Origin of the sequence: Thalassolituus sp. UBA3500, assembly GCF_002377545.1 — a bacterium.
Classification (GTDB): Bacteria; Pseudomonadota; Gammaproteobacteria; order Pseudomonadales; family Oceanobacteraceae; genus Thalassolituus.
Map to the genome: position 1 here is coordinate 1 of NZ_DFQB01000023.1, position 3,827 is coordinate 3,827.

At 48.3% G+C, this 3,827-nt stretch carries 2 protein-coding genes; both read right to left on the bottom strand.

The genetic code is table 11. The features are described from left to right. Window positions 1–774 (bottom strand): hypothetical protein (locus B2R29_RS05015; RefSeq protein WP_301180061.1); only part of this gene is annotated, 774 nt, incomplete at its 3' end. Continuing rightward, complete coding sequence (locus B2R29_RS05020; RefSeq protein WP_301180062.1) at window positions 771–3,773, bottom strand: hypothetical protein; 3,003 nt, start codon at window positions 3,771–3,773, stop codon at window positions 771–773. The genes B2R29_RS05015 and B2R29_RS05020, both read right to left, overlap by 4 nt. Window positions 3,774–3,827: the final 54 nt, after the last annotated feature.

Consider the following 3,827-nt stretch of genomic DNA (forward strand, 5'->3'; position numbering starts at 1 on the left):
CGCCATTACCTCTTCTTTCGTGGGCTCTACCCGGCTCAGGGACGTCTGGCTGAATTGTTTGGCGGTGTAGCGATGCACGAACATCAGGCGGTAGAAGATACCGCCGGCTTCAACGACGCGCTCCACGTAGGCATCATATTCCTCGAAGGGGGCTGTCAACTTTTTTCCGCCTGGCAAGGCAAAACTGACCTGACCGGTCTCTCGGCTGAAGTAGCTTTCACCCGCCTTATGACTTCTGTCCAAGAGCTTACCAAGAAATTTGTCGAACGGCCTCAGTAATAGAGCAACGCTGCCCATGACCACGGGCATAGTCTTTATCAGGATAAGAATCGAAAGTGGTAGCCAAACGACAACTCCAACTAACATTACCAGCATAAATACAATATCGTTGGCTTCAACGACCCATTGATACAACCAATAATAAAACCACCATGCACCACCAATCAAAATCAATCCACCCCATGCATAGGGTACGAATAATAGAACTGCTGAAAGGCCGAGAAACGCCTTGCCACTCAAGAAACGAATCTGACGATGATTCCACCACCAGTTACCGGACTGAAAAGCTTCTGGGTCAATCTTATCTTTGTTTTGAACTTCCCCAACATCATCGCTAATACGGTAATAGGGATCGATACCTGCGTAATCGCCAACAGGTTGTAGATCCTGACCAGCACGTTTTCTATTTTTTTTCGTAGCATCAGGAACAGGAGGAACCTTATCTCCCGATCCTCTCCAATTCTGATAGCTTCTTTTTTTATCATCGTTACTCAAAGTGCAACCTCTTTAATTATCCAATACGGAACCGGATCGTTATCGAACGGGTTCAGTACATTTTTTTTCTTACCTGGCAGTACAGCGTGATGCTTAGAATCGAACGGTTTGTATTCATCCAACGCCGGAGTCGGATACCGAAATTCCCCAATTTCACTTGTAATATACGCCTGCATCACAACTCTTAGGCTAATGGTTCGTCGTTCACGATATTCATACGTTTCGATTTCGCCTCCAACCAAGTTTCTTTCAACCAGAAAATGCACTGCATTTTGTTCAGGAACGGCGACCCAGCTTTTAATCCTCTTCAACGGAGTACTTTTGCTCAATCTGTAATTTTCCAAATTCCACGCGTCGGTTTTTGATGTCTGAACAGTGCTGTGAGTATATTCTAATTCTTGAACACCGAGCCTTAAACTTGGATGTTGAACTCTCTCGCCTGTATTATTTTTTTTATGACCAACTTTATCGATTTTAAATCTACTAATTATCGGGGACTTAAGCGTTATTCTATAATCATTTTGGGAAGTCTCGTTATCCGAAAACATTCTCTTTTCACTATCACTTAGATTATCATAACGCTTAGCCGAAATACTTATAGGAGCGAATAAGGTAAGAAGTTGGGCATAGTAAAGGACATCATCATCTGGCAGCCCCGCATGACTTGGGCCAATGCCCAAAGGCCCTCTTTTCAGCACCTGCTCTATCTCACTATCAGTGGAAACAGCAGCATATATACTACCACCTAAAACCAACCCCAAACCCAACAAAGCCCACCCCCAACCAGGCACCAACAACATACCGGTCATTAATTTTGAAAATGCGAAAACACTACCACCGATTACTGCTAGTGCATGGCCTAAAGCGGCGTCCATATCTCCACGACTAACACTATTACGAACGTCCCAGGCGCTTACGGTCACCATAAAACTAGCCGCGAAGAAATTCACCAACGACATAGAACGTACAATAGTACTTGCGCCATCCTTCATGAGCTTTTGCTGAACTAAAGGGCCAAGCACTGGTATAGACCTCACCTCAAAAAGCGGCCTCAATATAACTTTCGAAACCAATTTACTTTCGGCGGGGGAATTAACCGCGTGAAGCTTCATCAATGCGGCGGAAAGATCTAATCCTGCACCCACAAATTTCGTAAGACCGTAGCCAACCTCTTCTGGCTTTGCTTGCTTCAAATTCAACATTTCGGAGACAACGTTAAATGCAGCTAACCCCACCAAAACCCGGGACAAGCCCGGCCCATCCGCAACAGCCTTAGCCTTATTAGCCCAATCAAATTTCCACGCACTGAACTTCACAGCTTCGGGATGATCAATCGGCAAGACAAACACCCAAGTGTGGGCAGCAGCTTTAACTACAGCCTCACCAACCTCATCCGCAAGCCTTGCCGGACTCGTTGACGCAACCTTTTTACCCGCCGCATCAACTCGATCAGCGAAAAGGTAGTCGTTACGCCTTGTCAACGCTTCACTCTGGAGGTCAGCATCGGTCAATCCATACGAGAGGCCTTTTCCATGAACGCCGACAATGCTGTAACGCGTCAGGTCAACGGCATCCCTGCGCATCACTCTTAATTCACCACCAAGCTTTGGATCCGCAATATCAGCCGTTTCACTGACCGCGGTAAACACTCGGTCCAGCCTGATAGCCGTCAATTCGCCACTCTCACGTATCCGATCAATAACCTTAAGAACGGCGCCACTCCAGCCACTCAGTGCAGTTTCAACCATCCCCGCAACGGTACCTGCAGAGCCAACAGAAACAGGAGAGGAGCTTTCATCATTGGTACCGGAATCAGCCTCCTCATGTTTTAGTTGCTGAGCAATCGTACTGATGGCTGATAGACCGAGCCCATTCAAGTGCCGATCAGTGAGGGTCTCGCCCTGACGAGATAGTGCCCTTAACTGCGCCAGCAACGACCGGTCATCTTCTTCGCATTCCCCGTTAGCCAAAGCGTCAATCAGAGAACTCTTTTCCAGACCCAGCTTCAGGACACGAGACAGAGTAATTGGCTCTTCCACACCCTGCGCTCTAAATACACCTGGTAATTGCTGAAAAATATCCAGCAGGCCCGCATGAAGAGAGAATGCCTCGCATGGCCCGAGCCCTCTATGATGGAGATAGTCACCGCAGACCAAATCAAACTCACCGCTAGCAACTAGCATTTCGAGCTTGGTTAGATGACCCTCTATGCTGTGAAGTATCGTTCGGCGTTCTGATTGCTCTAGGATTTTGTGGAGTTTGTCCTGATCTACTGCGGCCCGCAGCTTTCTAAGCTGACCAGTTGAGTCGGATGCATTCGGATCAAATACCGTCTGACGTATCAGCATTGCTGAATGAACCAGCGGTCTTTCCTGTATGGATACATCAAGAGCGTCAAGATAGTGAAGCGCCAATTGAAGCTGCGCCAACGAGTGGCGCAGCCTGAACAATGGATCCGGGATAGCTACGCAGACAACCCCCCTCTGCGAGCGGAGATGCTGCAAAAGATCTGCCCCTTGGGGGCAGGAGAGCTCAAGAATGTTCGCCACCTCACTCTCCTCACCGGCATCCACCGGATCTGGTGCGGTAGCCTCCAGTGCATGCTCGAGCGGGTTCTTCATCAATTGCTCAGTGTATTCAACAGGGTCTTTTACTTCGCTTCGAGAGGCCGCCCGCCGTGCTGACTCCCTTGCCTGCTTTTCATTACTCACCAATAGCTTGGCGAGCTTGCTGCACAGATCGTCTTCACTCGGCCCTTCAAAACTGAGCACAAAATCACTGGGATCTTCAATCATTAGTTCAATGCCCAGATCCCGATGCCTGAGTTCTGGAGCGTTCTCAACACGTGATGCAGGGAATCCGGTTTCAAAACTTAATGAATCAACTGATGTGGCCGCCCAGGCATGACCCACTCCAGTCGTCCTTGCATTACGAACTGCGTCATTCTCTTCAAGTTTCTGAATATAAGACCAGTCCCACTGGACTTCACTGTAGGCCATGCGGAAATCGTGCATCACCGCTTGTCCCTGGAGAAACACAGGAACAAGCACATC

Excerpts from the sequence above, each read along its gene's own strand:
- B2R29_RS05020 (WP_301180062.1), bottom strand. The coding sequence starts at position 3,773 with ATGGCCTACAGTGAAGTCCAGTGGGACTGGTCTTATATTCAGAAACTT.